Annotated in this window: 26 protein-coding genes; 17 read left to right on the forward strand and 9 right to left on the reverse strand. The window is 62.9% G+C overall.

Translation table 11 applies throughout. From position 1 onward, the window contains the following. Positions 1-2: 2 nt before the first annotated feature. The 3 genes from NKH41_RS10995 to NKH41_RS11005 all read left to right on the forward strand — a co-directional run bounded on the left by NKH41_RS10995 (position 3) and on the right by NKH41_RS11005 (position 2,037). A complete protein-coding gene (locus NKH41_RS10995) occupies positions 3-614 on the forward strand; it encodes a hypothetical protein (protein ID WP_352771744.1) in 612 nt (203 codons plus the stop codon). Next, positions 611-1,459 carry a 23S rRNA (adenine(2030)-N(6))-methyltransferase RlmJ gene (locus NKH41_RS11000; protein WP_352771103.1) on the forward strand — a complete coding sequence of 283 codons (849 nt, stop codon included), beginning with the start codon at positions 611-613 and terminating at the stop codon, positions 1,457-1,459. Before NKH41_RS10995 ends, NKH41_RS11000 begins: the two co-directional genes overlap by 4 nt. A gap of 125 nt (positions 1,460-1,584) precedes the next feature. Next, the gene (locus NKH41_RS11005; protein ID WP_023677684.1) at positions 1,585-2,037 is read left to right on the forward strand and encodes a hypothetical protein; all 453 of its coding nucleotides are present in this window, start codon (positions 1,585-1,587) and stop codon (positions 2,035-2,037) included. Between the two features lie 36 nt (positions 2,038-2,073). Here NKH41_RS11005 and NKH41_RS11010 read toward each other — a convergent pair whose 3' ends face one another. Continuing rightward, complete coding sequence (locus NKH41_RS11010; protein WP_352472594.1) at positions 2,074-2,433, reverse strand: VOC family protein; 360 nt, start codon at positions 2,431-2,433, stop codon at positions 2,074-2,076. A 117-nt stretch (positions 2,434-2,550) separates the two neighbouring features. On the opposite strand from NKH41_RS11010, the gene NKH41_RS11015 reads away from it, so the two are divergent. Continuing rightward, on the forward strand, positions 2,551-3,303 hold the full coding sequence (locus tag NKH41_RS11015; RefSeq protein WP_352472595.1) for a sulfite exporter TauE/SafE family protein: 753 nt from the start codon (positions 2,551-2,553) through the stop codon (positions 3,301-3,303). Between the two features lie 38 nt (positions 3,304-3,341). On the opposite strand, the gene NKH41_RS11020 is transcribed toward NKH41_RS11015, so the two are convergent. Then, on the reverse strand, positions 3,342-3,977 hold the full coding sequence (locus NKH41_RS11020) for a TetR/AcrR family transcriptional regulator (protein ID WP_352617669.1): 636 nt from the start codon (positions 3,975-3,977) through the stop codon (positions 3,342-3,344). A 62-nt stretch (positions 3,978-4,039) separates the two neighbouring features. Here NKH41_RS11020 and NKH41_RS11025 point away from each other — a divergent pair, with 62 nt between their 5' ends. From NKH41_RS11025 to NKH41_RS11035, 3 genes are all read left to right on the forward strand, one after another. After that, positions 4,040-4,570: a DinB family protein gene (locus tag NKH41_RS11025; protein ID WP_352771747.1), complete on the forward strand. Its 531-nt coding sequence runs from the start codon at positions 4,040-4,042 to the stop codon at positions 4,568-4,570. A gap of 494 nt (positions 4,571-5,064) precedes the next feature. Next, entirely contained in the window at positions 5,065-5,484 is a 420-nt protein-coding gene (locus NKH41_RS11030) for a hypothetical protein (protein WP_352493235.1), read from the forward strand. A 483-nt stretch (positions 5,485-5,967) separates the two neighbouring features. Then, complete coding sequence (locus NKH41_RS11035) at positions 5,968-6,564, forward strand: glutathione S-transferase family protein (RefSeq protein WP_352472598.1); 597 nt, start codon at positions 5,968-5,970, stop codon at positions 6,562-6,564. A 77-nt stretch (positions 6,565-6,641) separates the two neighbouring features. Here the strand turns inward: NKH41_RS11035 and NKH41_RS11040 are convergent, their stop codons facing one another. Then, positions 6,642-7,292, reverse strand: coding sequence for an outer membrane protein (locus NKH41_RS11040; protein ID WP_292662341.1), 651 nt, complete (start codon positions 7,290-7,292; stop codon positions 6,642-6,644). A gap of 419 nt (positions 7,293-7,711) precedes the next feature. Here NKH41_RS11040 and NKH41_RS11045 point away from each other — a divergent pair, with 419 nt between their 5' ends. From NKH41_RS11045 to NKH41_RS11075, 7 genes are all read left to right on the forward strand, one after another. Further along, complete coding sequence (locus NKH41_RS11045; RefSeq protein ID WP_352472599.1) at positions 7,712-8,488, forward strand: SDR family oxidoreductase; 777 nt, start codon at positions 7,712-7,714, stop codon at positions 8,486-8,488. Beyond that, positions 8,485-10,563 (forward strand): excinuclease ABC subunit UvrC, encoded by a 2,079-nt coding sequence (gene uvrC / locus NKH41_RS11050; protein ID WP_352771749.1) that lies wholly within the window; start codon positions 8,485-8,487, stop codon positions 10,561-10,563. Before NKH41_RS11045 ends, uvrC begins: the two co-directional genes overlap by 4 nt. Before the next feature lie 100 nt (positions 10,564-10,663). After that, entirely contained in the window at positions 10,664-11,260 is a 597-nt protein-coding gene (pgsA, locus tag NKH41_RS11055) for a CDP-diacylglycerol--glycerol-3-phosphate 3-phosphatidyltransferase (protein ID WP_023719790.1), read from the forward strand. A 1-nt stretch (position 11,261) separates the two neighbouring features. Continuing rightward, positions 11,262-11,519 carry a molybdopterin converting factor subunit 1 gene (gene moaD, locus NKH41_RS11060; protein WP_023677674.1) on the forward strand — a complete coding sequence of 86 codons (258 nt, stop codon included), beginning with the start codon at positions 11,262-11,264 and terminating at the stop codon, positions 11,517-11,519. 3 nt (positions 11,520-11,522) lie between these two features. Then, positions 11,523-12,002, forward strand: coding sequence for a molybdenum cofactor biosynthesis protein MoaE (locus NKH41_RS11065; protein ID WP_352771751.1), 480 nt, complete (start codon positions 11,523-11,525; stop codon positions 12,000-12,002). A 65-nt stretch (positions 12,003-12,067) separates the two neighbouring features. Beyond that, the gene (locus NKH41_RS11070) at positions 12,068-12,835 is read left to right on the forward strand and encodes a YbaY family lipoprotein (protein ID WP_352771753.1); all 768 of its coding nucleotides are present in this window, start codon (positions 12,068-12,070) and stop codon (positions 12,833-12,835) included. Positions 12,836-13,028: 193 nt separating this feature from the next. Next, the gene (locus NKH41_RS11075; protein ID WP_352501870.1) at positions 13,029-13,298 is read left to right on the forward strand and encodes a hypothetical protein; all 270 of its coding nucleotides are present in this window, start codon (positions 13,029-13,031) and stop codon (positions 13,296-13,298) included. A 75-nt stretch (positions 13,299-13,373) separates the two neighbouring features. Here NKH41_RS11075 and NKH41_RS11080 read toward each other — a convergent pair whose 3' ends face one another. The 5 genes from NKH41_RS11080 to NKH41_RS11100 form a co-directional block, all read right to left on the reverse strand. Then, positions 13,374-13,982, reverse strand: a complete 609-nt coding sequence (locus tag NKH41_RS11080; protein WP_352771755.1) for a class I SAM-dependent methyltransferase — start codon at positions 13,980-13,982, stop codon at positions 13,374-13,376. A 258-nt stretch (positions 13,983-14,240) separates the two neighbouring features. Continuing rightward, the gene (gene ndk, locus NKH41_RS11085) at positions 14,241-14,663 is read right to left on the reverse strand and encodes a nucleoside-diphosphate kinase (RefSeq protein ID WP_023677669.1); all 423 of its coding nucleotides are present in this window, start codon (positions 14,661-14,663) and stop codon (positions 14,241-14,243) included. A 243-nt stretch (positions 14,664-14,906) separates the two neighbouring features. Beyond that, positions 14,907-15,203 (reverse strand): DUF1905 domain-containing protein, encoded by a 297-nt coding sequence (locus NKH41_RS11090; RefSeq protein ID WP_352479261.1) that lies wholly within the window; start codon positions 15,201-15,203, stop codon positions 14,907-14,909. 145 nt (positions 15,204-15,348) lie between these two features. After that, positions 15,349-15,984 carry a 5,6-dimethylbenzimidazole synthase gene (bluB, locus tag NKH41_RS11095; protein ID WP_352771757.1) on the reverse strand — a complete coding sequence of 212 codons (636 nt, stop codon included), beginning with the start codon at positions 15,982-15,984 and terminating at the stop codon, positions 15,349-15,351. Positions 15,985-16,297: 313 nt separating this feature from the next. Further along, positions 16,298-17,008: a glutathione S-transferase family protein gene (locus tag NKH41_RS11100; protein WP_352771759.1), complete on the reverse strand. Its 711-nt coding sequence runs from the start codon at positions 17,006-17,008 to the stop codon at positions 16,298-16,300. 73 nt (positions 17,009-17,081) lie between these two features. On the opposite strand from NKH41_RS11100, the gene NKH41_RS11105 reads away from it, so the two are divergent. The 3 genes from NKH41_RS11105 (at position 17,082) to NKH41_RS11115 (ending at position 18,827) form a co-directional block, all read left to right on the forward strand. After that, on the forward strand, positions 17,082-17,594 hold the full coding sequence (locus NKH41_RS11105; protein ID WP_352771761.1) for a DinB family protein: 513 nt from the start codon (positions 17,082-17,084) through the stop codon (positions 17,592-17,594). A 14-nt stretch (positions 17,595-17,608) separates the two neighbouring features. After that, complete coding sequence (locus NKH41_RS11110) at positions 17,609-17,908, forward strand: hypothetical protein (protein WP_352771763.1); 300 nt, start codon at positions 17,609-17,611, stop codon at positions 17,906-17,908. Between the two features lie 130 nt (positions 17,909-18,038). Then, positions 18,039-18,827, forward strand: coding sequence for a GGDEF domain-containing protein (locus tag NKH41_RS11115; RefSeq protein ID WP_352501873.1), 789 nt, complete (start codon positions 18,039-18,041; stop codon positions 18,825-18,827). A gap of 12 nt (positions 18,828-18,839) precedes the next feature. On the opposite strand, the gene NKH41_RS11120 is transcribed toward NKH41_RS11115, so the two are convergent. Then, entirely contained in the window at positions 18,840-19,142 is a 303-nt protein-coding gene (locus NKH41_RS11120; protein WP_023677662.1) for a DUF982 domain-containing protein, read from the reverse strand. Positions 19,143-19,247: the final 105 nt, after the last annotated feature.

The raw sequence follows: 19,247 nt of genomic DNA on the forward strand, positions 1-19,247 counted from the left end.
TCATGCGCTCCCTGTTCGCCCTGATACTGCTCATCGGCACCGGCATCGGCGTCGTCTATCCCTGGGCGATGACCAATTTCTCCGGCCGTGAGATCGGCACCTGGCGAGTTTACGACCAGGGCCGGTTCAAGCCAGTAACGGTGGCCCTGAGCGCACGCGACGGGCCGCTACGCCTGCTGGTCGACCTTACGGCAAGAGCCGAGCGCATCGTCTCGCAGCAGCGCACTGTGTTGACCCTCACTGCCGCCACTGGCGGCAGGACGGTGCTCGCCTCGACGCTGCAGTTCAATCACTCCGACAATCCGCGCCAGGTCAGCCCGCAACTGCCGGACAGGATCTTTCGCGACGAGGCCGGCCTGATCCCGACCGTTACCCCTGGTTCCTACATCTTCACCGTCGGTCCGGGCGACGCCGAAGGCATTCCGATGCAGGCCGTCGATCTCGTCCTGCGCTCGGGGGCCGGCGAGGTCGACCGCCGGGCGCGCCCGGTTGGTTTTTCCCTGATGGCGGCGGGCCTGGTCGGGCTGGTGCTGGCATTCCGTTTCGGCGGCCGTCGGCCGGAAAATCCGAACTCGCAGCCGCCACCGCCGCGCTGGGGCAGGGGCTCCAATTGAACTATCGCCATGCCTACCATGCCGGGAACTTCGCCGACGTCGTCAAGCATGTCGTGCTCAGCCGGCTGATTGAATATCTGAAACAGAAGGACAAGGCGTTTCGGGTCATCGACACCCATGCCGGGATCGGCCGTTACGATCTGTCCTCGACCGAAGCGCAAAAGACCGGCGAATGGCAAGGCGGCATCGGCCGGCTCGTCGATGCGGCCCTCGATGCGCCGGCGGCAGCACTGCTGGCGCCGTATCTTGAAGCCGTCCGCTCGCTCAATCCGGACGGCGGCGTGAAAAAATACCCGGGTTCGCCGCTGATCGCCCGGCACCTGATGCGCAAGCAGGACCGGCTGTCGGCGGTCGAGCTGCATCCTAAGGATGCCGCCAGGCTGAAGGCGCTGTTCGACGGCGACTTCCAGACCCGGGTGATCGAGCTCGACGGTTGGCTGGCCCTCGGCGCGCATCTGCCGCCAAAGGAAAAGCGCGGCCTCGTGCTCATCGATCCGCCTTTCGAGGAAGAGGGCGAGTTCGGTCGCTTGGTCGACGGGCTGCAAAGAGCCCATCGGCGCTGGCCAGGAGGGATTTACGCGCTGTGGTATCCGCTCAAGGACCGCAGGGCGGTCGCCGCCTTCCGCAAGGCGCTGAAGCAGACGGGCATTTCGAAGCTGCTCGACATCGGTTTTGAGATCAGGCCGGACGCCGTCGAGCCGAGCCTCGACGGCTGCGGCATGGTGGTGGTCAATCCGCCCTTCACGCTGGAAGGCGAGTTACGGACGCTGCTGCCGGCGCTGCACCGGCTGCTTGCACTTGAGCAGCCGTCTCATTGGACGCTGGACTGGCTGGCGGGAGAGTAGTTTGAGGGCGCGGCCCTGCCGTTCCGTCAGCGCAACCATCGTCACCACAACCACGGTCGCTACAACCGCTTGACCGCGCGTCAGCGAATCCGCACAGTGCGCGTAGTCGACCTTGAGAGGCTGCCATGACTCGCTTCGCCCAATCCGCCCTTGCCGCACTGCTCGCCTTTTGCACGCCGCTGGCCGCGCCTCTTGGCGTCACCCAGGCAGTCCAGGCGGCCGACCTTGCAATCTATACCGACGAGGATAGCGGCGTCTGCGGCGAGGCCTGGGTGCTGAACAAGATCACCGACCGCTTCTCCTATCAGGTGCATCACGTGCCGCATCTGCCGGATGTGCAGATCGTCGACTTCCAGCGCATCCACCAGCATCGCTATCTGCCGGCCGACGACACCTGGCCGATCGGCCGCCGTTATTGCGGCGCCACCGTCAGCCTCTCCGACGGCGGCGCTCGCACCATCTGGTACCTGATCGAGGAGGGCCAGGGCTTTGCCTCGATCGGCGACAATGTCGAATTCTGCGTCTCGGGCTTCGACCGCTGGATGGTCTACAACGGCCGGTGCCGCGTCCTGCGCTGACCAGCGCCTTCCGATCCCGACGGATTGTTGCGTCACTTAGGTGGTCGAGAAAAGGAACACCTGACGGCCATCAGGATCACGGACGATCACACGTCTGCCCATAGCCGTCGCCTTGACGTCCGCAATGATTCCAAAGCCGTTGGCCTTGGCGGCAGAAGCAGCTTCATCTGCGTTGGCGACTTCGAAGCCGATCATCGTTCCCGCTCCTTCCGGCGTCGTTGCTTCTGCCGGATAGAGTTCGATCGCAAGCCCTTCACCTTGGAACGCGAAATGTATCGGACCGGAGCCATGCTGCTCTTGCCTGAAGACAATTCCGAAATTCGCGTAGAAAGCCGCGGCTGATCTGGGATCAGCCGAAAACCATGTGACAAATGCCAAGCTCGGCAAGGAGGACATTCATACCTCTCTGGTGTTGAGGGTCCAAGGTCGGACGAGGTTGCGAAAATCGGAGACTTCCATGCATGTCAACGCCAACCGACCACATCGATCATTTTGCGGGGGAAACAGCACCACATGGATTCGCTTGTTTATACTGTTGCTCTCGGCGCGGTCGTTGCAGGCTTCGTCCAGGGGCTTTCCGGGTTCGCTTTCAGCCTGGTTGCCATGTCGATTTGGGTTTGGACCGTGGAGCCCCAGCTTGCTGCCGCCATGGCGGTTTTTGGGGCGTTCACCGGCCAGATCATCGCCGCCGTCACCGTCCGCCGGGGCTTCGACCTCAAGCTTCTGCTGCCCTTCCTGATCGGCGGGATCATCGGGATTCCGGTCGGTGTCGCCATCCTGCCTTTGCTGGATGTGCAGTTGTTCAAGTTGGTCTTCGGCGCGCTGCTGGTCGTTTGGTGTCCGTTGATGCTCTTTGCGCCTCGCCTCCCTCCCATCACGGTCGGGGGTCCTGTTGCAGACGGTGCAATAGGTCTGGTTGGCGGCATCATGGGTGGACTTGGCGGCTTCACCGGCCCGGTTCCAACGCTGTGGTGCGTGCTGCGCCAATGGGAAAAGGACAGGCAGCGTATTGTCATCCAGAATTTCAACCTTGTGACCCTCTCCATGACGATGGCCGCCTATCTTGCGGCCGGAAAGATCAAGCTCGAAATGCTGCCGATGTTTGCCGTCGTCGCGCCGGCGATGTTGATACCGACACTCCTTGGCGCGAGACTCTACATCGGCGTTAGCGAGGCGACTTTTCGAAAGATCGTCCTCACACTCTTGGCCGCATCAGGTGCGGCATTGTTGGCATCGTCCTTGCCGCAACTCATAATCCGGGTTTGAACGACACACAGAAATCCCGACTTCCGCCGTGCCATGCGCTATCGACCGATACGGCCCGCTCCCGATAGGTAGGCGCAGATCAGTTCGACGAGTTGCTTTTGCAGCTCCGGCGCGGCGAGCATGTTCCGGCGTGCCGCGTTGTGGATCACACCTTCGATCGCTGACGACAGCACGCGCGCCACGGCCTCCGTGTCGGCGCCTTTCCTTGGCTTGCGATAAGTGGCGACAGCAGTCGCATAGTGATTGAGGTATTGTGCCTGGAACGAAGCATGGGCGGCCCTGGAGCCGCGATCGCCCGGCGCCTTGTCGAGCAGCACCTGATGTAGTGTCGGGTGAATGCTGTGCGCGGCGATCATGCCGCGCACCAGCTCCTGCGCGAATTTCCTGAGCGGCTTTTGGTCTTCCGCCGAATCGCGAATGACTGACAGCACATGATCGAAGTGACGGCGCCGGACGGCGGCGAGCAGGGAAAGCTTGTCGGGAAAATACTGGTAGAGCGTGCCGATGCTTACACCTGCTGTCTCGGCAACCTTGTTGGTGGTGAAGCCGGCCCACCCCAGCCCGCTCAGAACATGAGCCGCCGCCTCGATGATCGCCTCGACGGTTGCCCTGGAACGCGCCTGGCGCGGCTGTTTGCGCATGCGCGGATGCGGTTTTGCAATGCGGGTAGACACGTTCGCCCATTCTCCTGAAAATATAAACAACATACTCGCATTTCCGGAAAAGGACACCGACCATGAATGCGCTCGCTCTGCTTCGCAGCCTGTTTGCCTATCAGGTCTGGGCCAATGAGGAACTGCTGGAAAAGCTCGCGAATCTCGACCCGCATGTTCACGGCAAGGAACGGCAGGCCGTGATACCGCTCGTCGATTACAGCCATGTGGTGTCGCGGATATTCTCGGCGCACCTGGTTGACGCAAGCCATGGCTACTCCGCCGATAGCACCGAGGACACGCCGGCGTTCGACGAACTTCGCGCCGCAGTCGCAGCGACCGATCGCTGGTATCTCGATTATCTCGAAACCGTCTCGTCGCGGCAGCTGTCCGAGCCCGTCGCATTCGTGTTCACCGACGGGGATAAGGCATTGATGTCGCGACAGGAAATGCTGACCCACGTCGTACTCCACGGCGGCTATCATCGCGGTGAAGCGGGGCGCATCCTGGCGCAGATTTCGGTCATGCCGCCATGGGATACCTTCGCCGTCCATCTCCACAGGGCCGAGCCTTCGCGCCGGCTGCAGATATGCCGTGAGCCGCTCGGCGCCTGAACGGCCGAGCGCATTCGATCACGCGGTCGGCTCGACCGGATCTATCGAGCGATATCCTGTCCTTCAGAAATGCGAGCTGTCTGCTTACTTTCATCGCGTCGTGCAAGATAGTGCAGTGGCGTGCTCGTCGCGTTGCTTCCTACTTACCTGTAGTTTATCGTTTCGGACAAGACGAGGCGGGCGACCGCCTTCGCTCTTGACAATGTTCGCGCTGAGCGTCGGACGTTGAAGCGCAAAGCTGGTCGAAAAGGTCCTGAGCTTGACGAGAAGACCGGTCGAGATAGAGCGAGCAGAATTTCTGTCGCAGGACTTCGCTGCGGGACACAAAGATTCGCAGCCGGTTTTTGCGCGGGTAAAATGGTCGCGCGCTCGCTGTAACCGAAACTTAAGCTGCAAAAATCATTCTAATGCTTCGCTGGCTAGCAAGCCGCGAGTCAGATATGCAATGCGCGCCGGGTCAATAACGGCCGTCGGCACAACGGAAGGGGCATGATATGGCTAAGCAGTCATCCAAAGCGCCGGCATCCAAGGCACCGGCAAAGTCACCGGCAAAGAAAGCACCGGCAAAAGCAGCCGCGGCAAAGGCCGCAACTGCTGTGAAGAAAGCAGCACCCGCGGCCAAAGCGAAGGCCGCTGCGCCTAAGGCAAAAGCAGCGCCGGCCAAAAAGCCGGCCGCCAAGGCCGCGGCAAAACCGGCCGTGAAGAAAGCAGCACCTGCCAAGGCAAAAGCAGCACCGGCCAAGGCCAAGGCTGCACCGGCCAAGAAGCCGGCTGCAAAGGCCGTGGCGAAGCCCGCTGCGAAGAAGGCAGCACCGGCAAAGGCCGCCGCTGCGAAATCTTCTGCAGCAGTGAAGAAAGCAGCGCCCGCGGCCAAGCCGAAGGCAGCGCCCGCAAAGGCGAAGGCCAAGAAGTAGTCGCCGTTCTCCGATCGCCGGGGACAGTACTCAAGACAGCCATGGCGGGATGCCTAATAGGCGCCTCGCTTGCTGGCTGACGGTCGGGCAGGACGAGAAAGAGGCGGGAGGAAGACGTCTTTTCGCAGCTCCCAGGACTTCGCCGTGCGGCGAAGTCCGGTGGGATTTTCGTGGCTGCCAAAACCAAACCTTCGGAAGGCCTGGTTGGTAGTTGCTCGGATCTGGATTGTCCGACGTGCTCGCGTCTGCCGCCGCACCTCCGATTCATCGCATCCGAACGCGAGACAATGGTTGTACGCTGGCGGCGCGGTTTTCCGCCTCTGGCCGTTGATGAACCCTGCATGATCGGTCAACGGTGCCCATGCACGAGCCCCTGTCGGAATCGATTTTCGGTGAGGGTCATGCGCGAAGTCACAATGCTACCGCATCCTTTGCGCGTCCAATGAGGCATATGGAGCTGTAGCCGGCAAACAGGAATTGACAATGCCCAGACTGCTCTACGCGTCTACTTCTCCCTACAGTTCCAAGGTGCGCATGGCAGCACTACATGCCGGCATCGCCGTCGATCTCGTGCCGATAAAGACCGAGGAAAGACCGGCCGCGCTGATCGGCGCCAATCCGCTCGGCAAGATCCCGGTGCTGGTGCTCGACGACGGCCGCTCGGTCCATGACAGCCGCGCCATCACCCAGCATCTCAACCGGATGTCGAAGAACGCATTGTTTCCGCGCAATCCCGACAAGCGCCTGGAGGCGGAGGTGCTGGAGGCATTGGCCGACGGCATCTGCGACTGCGCGCTGTCGATGGTCTACGAGCGGCGCACACGGCCGGAAGAGATGGTCTACCAGCCTTGGCTCGAGCGCCAGTGGACGAAGATTTCGGACGCGCTCGATCTGCTCAACGCGAACCCGCCGAAGCTGCCGAAGAAAATCACCCTCGGCCAGATCGCATTGCGCGCCTGCCTCGGCTATCTCTCGCTGCGCTTCGCTGGAAAATGGGAAAAGGGCCGCGGCCGGCTGACGCGCTGGGCGGCACGCTTCGACGAGAAATTCCCGGAGCTGAAGCCCGCCATCCCGGCTTGAGGGCGGGCGGCCTCAACCGGTGCCACAAAAAAAGCCGGGCGCGAGGCCCGGCTTTTTCGTGTCGTGGCTTGGACGACTTAGAACTTCATACCGACGCCGAAAGTGACGCGATTGTCGGTCGACTTGACCTTGCCGATACCGTCGAAGTCCTTCCTGCCGAAGTCCGTGTAACGATACTCGACACGGCCGAACACATTGTCGGTGATCTTGATGTCGGTACCGACGCCGGCTGTCCAGCCAAACTGCGTGTTGGTATCGCTTACGCCGGCAGCTTCAATCTTCTGGTTCTTCAGCGCGCCACCGGCGGTGCCGTAGAGCAGGATGTCCGGGGTGACAGCGTAGCCGAGGCGGGCACGCAGCGAGCCCTCGAAGCCACCCTTGGCCTCGATGCCGGCATCGTCGCCCTTGACGCCGTTGTAGCCGATATCGGCTTCGGCACCGTAGACGAAGTTCTCCTGCTGCCAGTTATAGCCGCCGAAGACGCCGCCGACAAAACCCTTGGTGTCGACGTCGACGCCAATGTCTTTGGCTTTGGCGTGGCCGGCGAAGCCGTAGCCGACGCTCACACCGGCATAGGGACCGGCCCAGGATGCGACCGGAAGTTCTGCGATCGGGGCAGGTGCCGGCGGCTCTTCCTGAACCACGTCCGCGGCATAGGCGGTTCCGCCGAGGGCGAACAGCCCAAACGCCACCGCGAGCGGTCGCGCAAATTTAAGATTGGCTTGCATTGTTCTTTACTCCTTAAGCCACAGGACACAGGCTTGTTGTTTATGAGCGCCCTCAACCCGTCCGGGGGATGAAACGGATCCGGCGTTCAACGGTTCCAAATGTCGTGTCGAAATGCGGCTGAAGCGAACCTGAACTTGGGTCATTCCCTGGCACGAATGAGGCAGAACCTTGACGTTGCATCTTCGCAACAGCGAATGTCAGCAGGTTCGCCGTGCTGCACTGCACACGGCTTGGTGTAAGGGCTCCAGAGCCCTATATTGCGGGCGGGCTGGCCCGAATTCCGGTCGAGCCAAAACGCCCACCGGGCACTTTGCCACAATCCTGCCCCAGGTGGAAATGGGATTTAACGCTTGGCGGGCCATAATTTGCCGGCGCGATCCCGGCAGGCCGGAATCGGCATCGGATTAAGGATTGACAGATGAGCAAGGTCGCCGCGACGGCACTGGTGACGGGCGGTGCGAAACGGATCGGCAGGGCGATCGTCGAAGATCTTGCCGCGCATGGTTTTGCCGTCGCCATTCACTGCAATCGCTCGCTGGCCGAGGCGGAGGCACTGGCGGCCGAAATCAACAGTGGTCATTTTGGTCGACATGGCCGGGCCGCAGTGATTGCTGCCGACCTGACCGAGATGGACGCCGTCAGCAACCTTGTCGGTCGCGCGGCGGCGGCGCTCGGGCCGGTGTCGCTGCTGGTCAACAACGCCTCGCTGTTCGAGCACGACAGCGTTGAGGATTTCGACTGGCCGGCCTGGGATCGCCATTTCGCCATGCATGTCAAGGCGCCGGCGCTGTTGGCACAGACTTTCGCCCGGGCCTTGCCGCAGAACAGTGAGGGGCTGATCGTCAACATGATCGATCAGCGCGTCTGGCGGCCGACGCCGCGTTATTTCTCCTATGCGCTGTCGAAGTCGACCTTGTGGGCGGCGACCGAGATGATGGCGCAGGCGCTGGGTCCCCGCATCCGTGTCAACGCCATTGGTCCTGGCCCGACCTTGAAGAACACGCGCCAGCACGACAGCGATTTCGATGCCCAGATTGCCGGGCTGATCCTGAAACGCGGCCCGGAATTGCCGGAATTCGGTGCCACTATCCGTTATCTCTGGGCGGCACGCTCGGTCACCGGCCAGATGATCGCGCTTGACGGCGGCCAGCATCTTGCATGGCAGACGCCCGATGTGACAGGCATGACGGAATGAGCCCCATGGACCAGAAACAAAAAACGCGCGGTGGCGCCGACGACCTGCCGCCCGAAATCGACCTCGAGGACGAGGCGGCCGAGGAGGTCGTCGAGCCTGCAGCCAGCGGTCCGGACGTTACCTTCACCGCCATCGACTGGACCCCGCATGCCGGCGACGCCGACGGCATGGTCGGCGCCGAGGTGATCCAGACGCTGGTAAAGCGGCTGCCCAATGCGCCCGGCGTCTACCGCATGATGAATGCCGCCGGCGACGTGCTCTATGTCGGCAAGGCACGCAGCCTGAAGAAGCGGGTCACCAGCTACGCGCAAGGCCGGTTCCACACCAGCCGTATCGGCCGCATGGTGCGCGAGACATCGACCATGGAGTTCGTCGTCACCCGCACCGAGATCGAAGCGCTGCTGCTTGAAGCCAACCTCATCAAGCGCTTGCGGCCGCGCTTCAACGTGCTGATGCGCGACGACAAGTCGTTCCCCTATATCCTGTTGACCGGCGACCATGTCTCGCCCGGTATTTACAAGCACCGCGGCGCGCGCTCGCGCAAGGGCGACTATTTCGGCCCCTTCGCCTCGGCCGGCGCGGTTGGCCGTACCATCAACTCGCTGCAGCGCGCCTTCCTGCTCAGGAGCTGCACCGACTCCTTCTACGAGAACCGCACCCGGCCTTGCCTTTTGTTCCAGATCAAGCGCTGCGCCGGCCCGTGCACCGGCGAAATCTCGCACGGCGACTATGCAAGGCTTGTCGCCGAGGCGAAGGATTTTCTCTCCGGCCGCAGCCAGAAGGTGAAGACGGAGATCTCCGCCGCCATGCAGCAGGCTTCGGAGAACCTCGATTTCGAACGCGCCGCCATCTATCGCGATCGGCTGGCGGCGCTGTCGCATGTGCAGAGCCATCAAGGCATCAATCCGCAGACCGTCGACGAGGCCGATGTCTTCGCCATCCATCAGGAGGGCGGCCAGGTCTGCATCCAGGTGTTCTTCTTCCGCACCGGCCAGAACTGGGGCAACCGCGCCTATTTTCCCAAGGCCGATCCGGCGCTCGAAGCCGGCGAGGTGCTGGGGTCGTTCCTGGCACAGTTCTACGACGACAAGCCGACGCCGCGCACCATCCTGTTGTCGCATGGCGTCGAGGACCAAGAATTGCTGGCGGAGGCCCTCTCCACCCGCGCCGGCCGCAAGGTGTCAATCTCCGTGCCGCAGCGCGGCGAGAAGAAGGACCTGACCGACAACGCGCTGCAGAACGCGCGCGAGGCGCTCGGCCGGCGGCTCGCCGAAACCTCGACCCAGGCGCGGCTGCTCACTGGCTTTGCTGAGACCTTCGGCCTGCAAAAACCGCCGGTGCGCATCGAGGTCTATGACAATTCGCACATCATGGGCACCAACGCCGTCGGCGCCATGGTCGTCGCCGGGCCGGAAGGTTTTGTGAAGAACCAGTATCGAAAGTTCAACATCCGCTCGACCGAGATCACGCCGGGCGACGATTTCGGCATGATGCGCGAGGTGATGCAGCGGCGCTTTTCGCGGCTGTTGAAGGAACATGGCGACGCCCCGCAAACCGAGGGCGCGGGCGAGGCGAGCCCTACCGAACCGGGCGACGATATCGAGGACGCGGGCGGCTTCCCCGCCTGGCCCGACGTCATCCTCATCGACGGCGGCCAGGGCCAGATGACGGCGGTGCGCGAGATCCTCGCCGATCTCGGCATCGAGGACCGCGTCGTGGCCATCGGCATCGCCAAGGGTCAGGACCGCGATGCCGGCCGCGAACGCTTCTTCGTCAAGGGCAAGGCCCCATTCTCGCTGCCCGTTCGCGATCCGGTGCTCTATTTCGTCCAGCGGCTGCGCGACGAGGTCCATCGCTTCGCCATCGGTTCGCACCGCGCCCGCCGCAAGAAGGAGATGGTCAAGAGCCCGCTCGACGAGATCAGCGGCATCGGCCCCGGCCGCAAGCGCGCGCTGCTGATGCATTTCGGCACGGCCAAGGCGGTCAGCCGTGCCGCCGTCGAGGACCTGGTCAAGGTCGACGGCATTTCGGAGCAGGTGGCGAAATTGGTCTACAATCATTTTCACGAGAGCTAAGACCTATTGCCGATATTTCGGCTGGCTAATCGATTCTGGCCTGTTGACCCCCCACATTCGCTTCTGATTTGACTAAGCAGGCAGAAAGAGTTCCCAAAACATGTCCCAGCGCGCATTCAACCTGCCCAACATGCTCACTTACGCCCGCATCCTGGCGGTGCCGCTGGTGGTGCTGTGCTTCTTCCTGGAAGGCCATCTGAAATCGAGCGACTTCGCGCGCTGGTCGGCGCTCATCATTTTCCTGCTCGCCTCGATCACCGATTACTTCGACGGCTATCTGGCGCGCGCCTGGCAGCAGACCTCCAACATCGGCAAGATGCTCGACCCGATCGCCGACAAGCTGCTCGTCGCCACTTGCCTGCTGCTGCTTGCCGCCGACACCGATCGCCATGCCGGCATCGCCGGCTGGTCGCTGTGGGCGGCGATCATCATCCTGTGCCGCGAGATCCTGGTCTCGGGCCTGCGCGAATATCTGGCGGCCTTGAAGGTCTCGGTGCCGGTGACGCAGCTCGCCAAATGGAAGACCACCATCCAGATGATCGCCATCGCCTTCCTGCTGGCAGGTCCCGCCGGCGACAAGATCTTCCCGCTGACCACCCAGACCGGGCTGGTGCTGCTGTGGATCGCAGCCCTGGTGACGCTCTACACCGGCTACGATTATTTCCGCGCCGGCCTCAAGCACATCATGGATGAATAAAATGTCGACGAAGCTCATCTATTTCGCCTGGGTGCGCGAGCGGATCGGCAGACCGGAGGAAGAGGTCGAACTGCCGGCCGGCATCGAAACGGTCGCCGACCTGTTGCGCTGGCTGAAATCGCGCGGCGAGGAGTACGAGAACGCGCTGCAATATCCTGACGTGATCCGCGTTGCCATCAACCAGGAACATGTCGAGCACCGCGAGAAGATTGCCGGCGCGCGCGAGATCGCGCTGTTCCCGCCGATGACCGGTGGCTGAACCATGTCCGCGGTGGTGCCTGTCGTGCGCATCCAGGCTGAGGATTTCGACGTCGCCGCCGAGATCGCCAGGCTGACCAGGGGTCGCAGCGACATCGGCGCTGTGGTGACCTTCTCCGGCCTTTGCCGCGACGAGCAAGGCAGGCTCTCCGCGCTCGAGCTCGAACATTATCCCGGCATGGCCGAAGCCGAGATATCCCGCATCGCCGGCGAGGCAATCGAGCGCTGGCCGCTGCAGGGGCTCACCGTCATCCATCGCCACGGCAAGATCGCGCCGGGCGAAAACATCGTGCTGGTAGTGGCGGCTTCCGCCCACCGGCAGGCGGCGTTCGAGGCCGCGAATTTCCTGATGGACTATTTGAAATCACGGGCGCCGTTCTGGAAAAAGGAACACCATAGCGACGGTTCCGAGGGCGGCTGGGTCGACGCCAAGGATGCCGACGACAAGGCGGCGAGCCGCTGGAAGCAGCCGCCGTCCGAATAAATCCCGCGACAGCCATTCATTGACCGTAATCCTGCGAAACCCTTTGCCGGAAGGGGAGCAGGATCATGCTGGACAGGATCGCCGAGTTCTTCATCTTCGGACTGGTGCCGCTGGCCGTCGGCATCCTGGCCGTCCCGGATCGTTCTGCGGCTGCCGAAAAGACCCTCAAGGGCGAGGTGATGTATCGCGAGCGCATCGCGCTGCCGCCCAATGCCGTGCTTTCCGTGCAGCTTGCCGACGTGTCGCTGGCCGACGCGCCGGCCGCAATCATCGGCGAGCGCAAGGTGGTGCCGGCCGGCCAGGTGCCGATCAAGTTCGAGATCAGCTTCGATCCGCGGGTGATCCGGCCTGATATGACCTACGCGCTGCAGGCGCGCATCACTGTCGATGACCGGCTGCTATTCGTCACCGATACGCGCCTCCAGGTCGACCCGCTCAGCGACGCGCCACAGACCATCATGCTGAAAATGGCGGCGCCGGGCGACGAGCCGGCGGCAGCCTCCGTGTTCGGCCAAAGTTGGCTGGTCGAATATATCGACGGCATCGGCGTGATTGCCGAGCCACGGGCGACATTCCGCATCAGCGAAGCCGGCAAGGCCGGCGGCAGCGGCCCTTGCAACGTCTATTTCGCCACCGCCAGGATAAACGGCTCGACGATCGCTGTCAGCGACATCGGCTCGAGCTTCAAGGCCTGCGCGCCTCAGGTCATGGCCGAGGAAAAGGCGCTGTTCGAGGCGCTGGCCAAAGCAGCATCCTACCACGTCGACGCCGGCAAGCTTGTCATCGCCGACAGAGACGGCCGCGACATCCTGCGCTTCAACGCCGCGAGCTAGCGCTTAGTCCGCGCCGATTGGCCCGCGCGGCAGCCGCATGCCGATCACGTTGTGTTTCAGCGGGAATAGGCCGGGCAGGGGGCGCGTTAGTTCTTCATGAATGGCGGGTAAGGCAAAAGGGACGTTTGTCCCTTCGTTGAAGCCGCCAGAATGGCTGCGGCTCGTTCTGGCCTTAACTCAAAGGAGTCCAGACATGAAAACGCACACGCTTATCCTTGCCGCCACCGGTGCATCGCTCCTTGCCTTTACCGGCCTTGCCAAGGCGGACGACCATCTCGTCAATGCTCTTGACCACGGTCTCAAAGCGGACAGCCAACCGTTCCAGACCAACAAGGCCGGCCATAGCGGCGATCTCGCACCGGGGCAGGGCAGCCCGTTTTCAGGTGAAGAGACCAAGACCCCGTCCACCGACACGGCAGCGGCGAATGAACATGCGAACGTGAAGGAACGCGAGGCGAAATAGACTGGCAGAACCCGCCGCTAGGGGGCGGCGGGCGACATGTATCGGGCGACGATGCCGCATCTCATGCGATATTTCTCAATTCGTCGCGAGTTTGAATACCGCGCCATAGTGATAGGGCGGCACATCAACCAGCTCGGCGAGCTTGAACCCGCTCGCTTCCACCGACGCGGTGGTCTGTTCGGGTGACAGCCTCAGCTCGGTCTTTGGCCCGCGCGGCTCGCCCAGGACCGTGGTCTGCTCGCGCGGATACTGGTGCCAGTTGACGATGGCAAAACGACCGGCAGGGCCAAGCGTCGCGCGCACGGCGCGGGCAAGCCGCGGCCGATCCGGAACGCCGTGGAAAGCGTTGGCGATAAAGACGAAGTCGACGGTTTGAGGCACCAGCCTGGCAAGTTCATAGGCGTCGCCCGCCAAAAACTCGCAATTGCTCGCGCCTCCTTCGGCCAGCCGCCGCCTGGCGACTTCGAGCAGATCGGCATCGATGTCGATAGCGATTACATGACGGGCGACCCTGGCGATTGGCAGCGAGAACCAGCCGTCGCCGCAGCAGAGATCGACCACGTCCGTGCCGGGCTTCATGCCGACTGCCGCCAGGACACTGGCAGGCTCGGGCCACAGCGCTTCCCACCAGCCGCTGGTTGGCATTTCGGTGCCTTGGAAGAAACCGGGAATGGTGCTGGTCATGGCCTGGTCGGCTCCATTGTCGGGACCGCGTTTGATCCGCCCCTCCGAGCTTAACGCACCCGTGACCCGTCGAGGAGCCTGAAGCTGAAAATGTCCGCCACTGCATGTCGCGCAAAACTGTGCAGCGGTTTTGCGATACCGATATGCATCAAGACAAGAAACCTGACGCGCGTCGCATGAGGCCGGTCGAACGCGACGCGCTTTAGCAAAAAAGGCCGGCGTTGCGCCGGCCTCTTTGATGGGGTTCGGGATGCCGGCTCAGCCGACGATCTCGGTGTCCGAGAACCAGTATTTGATCTCCTGGGCGGCGGTTTCGGGCGCATCGGAACCATGCACGGAATTCTCGCCGATCGACAGCGCGTGCAGCTTGCGGATGGTGCCTTCGGCGGCGCTTGCCGGATTGGTGGCGCCCATCACTTCGCGGTTCTTGGCAATGGCGTTCTCGCCTTCCAGTACTTGTACGACTGTCGGGCCCGACGACATGGATTCGACCAGCTCGCCGAAGAACGGACGCTCCTTGTGGACGGCATAGAAACCTTCCGCCTCGCGGCGGCTCATCCACACCCGGCGCGAAGCGACGACGCGCAGGCCGGCATCTTCCAGTATCTTGGTGATAGCGCCGGTGAGGTTGCGACGGGTCGCGTCCGGCTTGATCATGGAAAAAGTGCGTTCGAGCGCCATGGGATCGTCCTTGTGATGGAGAGTGGAATTGAAGGTGGCGGGCTCTATACAAGCCGCCCGCCGGCTTGCCAAGGGGAGGCCGGCGCAGCGCGCATTTCTGCGCTGGGGCGGCGGACTTTCAAGTCGAACCATGCCGCCGCTCATCTTTTTGTTGAGCATCGGATTTTCCAGAAACCGTACTCACTTTGGATCCGACCGACTGGCCGCCCTATAGCGCGTCGTCGCCAGCCTGAGACTACGTCGTCATAACTGCATCTCGATCGTCAGGTTGGCCGTGTCGCCAGCCCCGAGGCCTTCGCGAACCCGCACCGCGGTCTTGATCGGCAAGAGCAGGCTGCCGGATTTCTTGTCGGGAAACAGCGATGTCCGCCATCTGGTCTGGCCGATGACGGCTTCCACGCCAAGCGAGCCCCAGGGCCTTGCCATCCCCACCATCGCCGTCTTGATCCGGGCTCCAAGCTCCGGCGGCAGCGTCACGAAATGCCAGCCGCCCTTGCCCGGATAGACCCAGATCTCGGCCTGCATGTCGTAGCGAAACATTCTATGCCCTTCCTCAGGTCAAGCCCGTCACGACTGGCTTTGCCATGGTGTCTCGCTGGCAATGCTGATGATCGGCGAAACCATCCATGACATCCACAGCCCTGCAGGGAGGAGTCATTCTTCCCCGCGCAGCGCCGCCATTCCACTACCGCCTTGTCACGATAGACGGCCGCCGGGTTTCCCAGCCTTCCCGCTCCAGTTCCGGCACGCTGTGGTTCTCGCTGGGGTAGCCGATGCAGAAGTAACCGATCAGTGTCCACTCAGGCGGCACGTCCAGGATCGTCGCCATCTCGGCCGGATCGAGGATCGAGACCCAGCCCATGCCTATTCCTTCGGCTCGCGCCGCCAGCCACATCGTGTGGACCGCCATGACAGCTGAATAGTCTATGGTGGCTGGCATGGTCTGGCGGCCGAGCCCATGCCCTTGCTCGGTTGCGCGGTCGGCGAAAACCGCAAGCTGGCAGGGCGCCTCATTCAGGCCGGCAAGCTTCAGGCGCAAATACAGGGCGGCGCGTTCACCGCAAAAGGTTTGGAGTGCCTCCGCGTTGCAGCGCTCGAAGCAGGCCCTGACGGCGGCGCGGCATGCTTCGCTCTCGGCGACGACGAAGCGCCAGGGCTGGCTCAGCCCGACGGACGGCGCGGCGCTGGCAAGCTCGAGCAGCCGCTCCAGCGCTCCATCGGGGAGCGGCGTCGGCTTGAACCGCCTGACGTCGCGCCGCCACAGGAAAAGGTTGGCGAGCGCAGCGCGAAAATCGGCCGGGAACTCTGGGTTTGCCGTCATGGCGCGTTGCCTTTGTTGTGATTGCCCGGTTCGCCGGATGTTCGTCTTGTTTGCTTCGATCCAGGCGCTGATGAGGCGCTTCGAGCGACACTTCGTCTACCCGCATTGTCGCATTTCGCCGGCTGGCAACTTGCAGCTAAGGCCGGACGACATCCCTGCCGGCAACGCCGTTGGACCTCGATCGGCAAAACAAAACCCGCCTCGGCAGGCCGGGCGGGCGTCGGTGCGAATCATCACCATATCGAAATTAGTAGCATAGCTGCCGGCACAAAGCAAGAACAAAATGTGGCGCCGCCGATAAAAACTGCCGATTTCAACTCTCGAGCGGGGCGATCGCTGCCGCCGCGACGTTGCGGCCGAGGCCGCCATGCAGATCGAGGCATCGTTCGAACCATTGCGCCACGACGTCGCTGTCGTCGAGCAGCCGGTAGGGCGTGGCGATGCGCGCCCATTGCAGCGCGCCGAAAACGATGTAGTCGGCAAATAGCGGCGACCGGCCGCCGATGAAGGGCTGATAGCCAAGCATCGAGCGCAGCGGCTCCAGCGAGGCGCGGAAGCCGGCGAGCCCGGCGTCGCGGGTGGCGTAAACCGCCTCCAGGGGCTTGCCGAAGCGCTGCTCGCGGTTCTGCCGGAAATAGGCGGCGTTCGCCTCGTCCTGCATGGCATGCAGGTCCAGTATCGCCACGGAAGTGACGTAGGGATGGATGGTCAGCTGCGACCAGCGTTCGATGAAGCGCGCCGTCGCCTTGCCGCCGTCGCCGGAAAACAATGTCGGCCGCTCGGGATAGGCCTCCTCGAGATAGAGCGCGATGGCGAAGGAATCGGCGACCACCGTCTCGCCGTCTCGGATCACCGGAACGAGCTTCGAGACGCCGCCTTCCACCTTCGGCACTTCGAGGAAACGGGTCGGCACGCTGGTGATGTCGAGCCCTTTGTGGGCCAGCGCCATCGCCGCCTTCCAGCAATGTGGGCTGAATGGGCGGGCGGCATCGCGTCCGACAAGGTCATAGAGCAGAATGGTCATTGGCGGCAGCGTCCTTGCAGTTTAACTATGCCCGAAACGGACCCGCGCAGGGGGTCTCGCAGGTCGAGAGAAAATGAAACAGCATTTCAGGATGTTTGCGGCCTACAATCAATGGGCCAACGGCCGCATCTACGATGCCGCCGCCGATCTCGACGAGCAAGAGTTCGACCGCAATGTCGGCGTCTTCTTCGGTTCGATGATGGGAACGCTCAACCACCTCCTGGCAGCCGACCGTATCTGGATGAAACGCTTCACCGGCGAGGGCGACGCGCCGGCAAGGCTCGACACGATCCTGCACCGCGCCTTGCCAGGCTTGCGGCTGGCGCGCGAGGTCGAGGACAAACGGATCATCGACTGGGTCGACGGCCTGAGCGACAAGGCGCTGTCGGGCCGCTTCTCCTACATGACCGTCTCGGATATGCGCACCGTCTCGCAGCGGCTGGCGCCGGCGCTCGACCACTTCTTCAACCACCAGACCCACCACCGCGGCCAGGCGCATGCGATCCTGACCATTCTGGGCAAGCCAAGCCTCGGACTGGACCTGACGACGTTCCAGCGCAGCGAGGAGGGCAGGGCTTTCGCCTGACCCCGGGGCGGCTGGTGAAGCGGACGGTGGATAGAGGACAATCTGCCGAGATTGCAAAACGCGCCGAAACATTTTATGGAGCGGACGGTCGTGAGGGCGGCCGCTTCAGCAGCATTCAGCAGCAACAGCGAGAATTGGCACGCATGCCCAATGAACCCTTGCGCCTCGTGGCGTTCTTCGCCGTGGTCCTGGCGCTTCTCAACTCCGGTTATTATTTCCACCAGGGCGACATTGTCGCGACCATCTATTTCATGATCGGCGCCATTCTTGTGACCGCGGTCACCCGGATGAGCATCAGAAGGCAGCTGATTTAGGACCGATCTCCTTATCTGGCCGCCATCTCGACGGCTGGTTTCGCTTCGACTGCGATCGAATTGAAGCAAAGTCTTAGGACTTCGTTTGCGCTGTTGCTTCAAGGTAGCCGGCTGAAGCAGGAGCAAAAGCATGCAGATCGATTTGTCCCCGACGAGCTGGGGCAGGGTCGTGGCCGTTACCGTCGCGGGCACGGCAGTCTGCATTGCAGCCGCATTCCTCGTCGATTCCTTCAATTTCCCGTATTTGTCGCCGGAAGCGCTGTGGCGGGCGCAGCTCACTGACCTGCTGCTGCCGCTTGTCCTGGCCAGCTCGTTCTTCTTCTTCCTCATGTGGAAAATGCGCCAGCTGGCGATCGCGCAGAAGGTACTGGCCGTCGTCGCGGCGACCGACAGCCTGACGGCGGTATTCAACCGGGGTGCGTTTTCCATGCTCGTCGAGGCCTATCTCGAACAGGCCCGCAGCCATTCCGTCGTCAATGCCGGAGCCTTGCTGATCGTCGATGCCGATCATTTCAAATCCGTCAACGACCGCCTCGGCCACGACTGCGGAGACCAGGCGCTCAAGCTGATCGCCAAGACAATCCAGGGCCAGCTACGCGGCGCCGACATCGTCGGCCGGATCGGCGGCGAGGAATTTGCGGTCTTCCTTCCCGGCGCAGATCCTTCGCAGTCCTGGCTGGTGGCGGAGACAATTCGCCGGCGCGTCCGTGAGGCGGAGTTCTCGCCTGGCGGCCGGCCCTGTCCTCTCTCGGTCAGCATCGGCGGCGTCGCCTTCAGCGGGCCGACCACCTACGCCGAGATGTTCGTGGTGGCGGACAAGCACCTTTACAGGGCCAAATCGAACGGCCGCGATCAGGTCAGTTTCGAAACCGCGGCAGCGGGCGACCCGCCGGGCGGCGGCCCGATGACGGTCCATTGATGGTCGTTTCTGTCAGGCGGCGTAGCCGCCGAGGCCCCGGGCGACCGGCTTGACCGAGACCGCCGGCTGGGCGGCCGGCCAGAGGATGCCTGCCGTTACGGCAAAGGTGATCAGGGCGTCGCGTGCCGCTTCGGCCGAGATATCGCCGGCACGTGCCGCCTCGCAGGCCTTCACCGCGGCGCCATAGCTCAGCCGGCGGCGCGAAGGCGGGAACTCGGTCAGGAATTCGTGCATCTCGGAGAACGAAGCGATCGTACGCTTGTAGCCGGCGCCAACGGTTAGGGCGACCGGGGTGGAAAACGTCCTGTCGTGCATTCTGGCCTCTCGAATGGGCGGAGGTCACGGCGGACGCCGTTCTCCGGTCTGGGGGTCGGGCAGAAACGCGGATCACGGCGCGAGGTTCCATGTTGCCGGGATTGT

Origin of the sequence: Mesorhizobium sp. M1169 (assembly GCF_040318345.1) — a bacterium.
GTDB lineage: Bacteria > Pseudomonadota > Alphaproteobacteria > Rhizobiales > Rhizobiaceae > Mesorhizobium.